This is a genomic window from Terriglobus sp. YAF25 (assembly GCF_052113305.1).
Taxonomy (GTDB): domain Bacteria; phylum Acidobacteriota; class Terriglobia; order Terriglobales; family Acidobacteriaceae; genus Terriglobus.
In genome coordinates this window covers 1-1,383 of record NZ_JBFRCY010000958.1, presented here as the reverse complement: position 1 = coordinate 1,383, position 1,383 = coordinate 1, and the positions used below count along the sequence as shown (strand labels likewise).

Annotated in this window: 1 protein-coding gene; it reads left to right on the top strand. The window is 67.3% G+C overall.

Annotated features, from left to right (window positions below):
* Positions 1–12: 12 nt before the first annotated feature.
* Positions 13–1,383: acyltransferase domain-containing protein (locus tag AB4043_RS25585; protein ID WP_442308528.1), on the top strand; the 1,371-nt coding region annotated here is incomplete at its 3' end.

The window sequence follows — 1,383 nt, the reverse complement described above, 5'->3', positions numbered from 1 at the left end:
GGCGCGGCGGGCATCACCGGACTGCTGAAGGCGATCCTCAGCGTCCAGCACCGCGAACTCCCCGCGAGCCTCAACTACGCCACCCCCAACCCCGACATCCCCCTGGACCGGCTGAATCTGCGGGTGCAGGAGGCCACCGGTCCGTGGCCCCACGACGCCCGCCCCCTCCTCGCCGGTGTCTCGGCCTTCGGAATGGGCGGCACCAACTGCCATGTGGTGGTGGCCGAATGGTCGAGCATCACTACCGGCGAGCACCCCGAACCCACAGCCCCCATGAGGGCCGGGGTCGTGCCGTGGGTCGTCTCGGGCAAGGGCAAGGACGGGCTGGGCGGTCAGGCCGCTCGGCTGGGGGAGTTCGTTGGTGAGCGGGATGAGTTGTCGTTGGTGGATGTGGGGTGGTCGCTCGCTACCTCCCGTGCGGTGCTTGGGCATCGGGCTGTGGTGTTGGCGGGCGGTCGTGGTGGTGTTCTGGCTGGGCTGGGCGCGTTGGCGGACGGTACTCCTGTGGGTGGTGTGGTGTCGGGTGTGGCGGATGTGCGGGGCCGGGTGGTGTTCGTGTTCCCGGGTCAGGGTTCGCAGTGGCGKGGKATGGCGGCGGAGCTTCTYGATTCSTCGSYGGTGTTCGCGGASCGGTTCGCGGAGTGTGATGCGGTGTTGCGGGYGCATGTGGGGTGGTCGGCGSTGGATGTGGTKCGYGGKGYGTCKGGTGCGCCGTCGYTGGAGCGSATYGAGGTGCTTCAGCCGGTGTTGTTCGCGGTGAAYGTSTCGYTGGCGGCSYTGTGGYGTKCGGTGGGYGTGGARCCSGCTGCYGTGGTGGGTCACAGYCAGGGYGAGATCGCGGCAGCGTGTGTTGCTGGTGCGCTTTCGTTGGAGGATGCGGCGCGGGTGGTGGTGTTGCGGAGTGCTTTGTTTGCTGAGGAGTTGGTGGGCMRGGGTGCGGTGGCGTCGGTGGCGCTTTCGGCTGATGTGGTCGAGGAGCGGCTTGCGGTGTGGGGTGGGCGTCTGGTTGTTGCTGGGCGTAATGGGCCTTCTGCTGTCACGGTGGCCGGTGAGGTGGCGTTGTTGGAGGAGTTTGTTGCGGGGTGCCGGGCTGAGGGGGTGCGGGCGCGGGTTGTGGGTTCCACGGTGGCTTCGCATTGTGCGCAGGTGGATCCGTTGCGTGAGCGGATTCTGGAGATGTTCGCCGATGTGGTGCCTCGGCGTGGTGGGGTGCCGTTTTATTCGACGGTGACTGGTGCCGTGTTGGAGAGCACGGGGCTGGATGCGGAGTACTGGTTCCGCAATGCCCGGCAGCCGGTGGATTTTGAGGGTGCGGTGCGTGCGCTGCTGGCTGATGGTTTCCGTTTCTTTGTGGAGTCCAGTGCGCATCCGGTGCTGGTGATG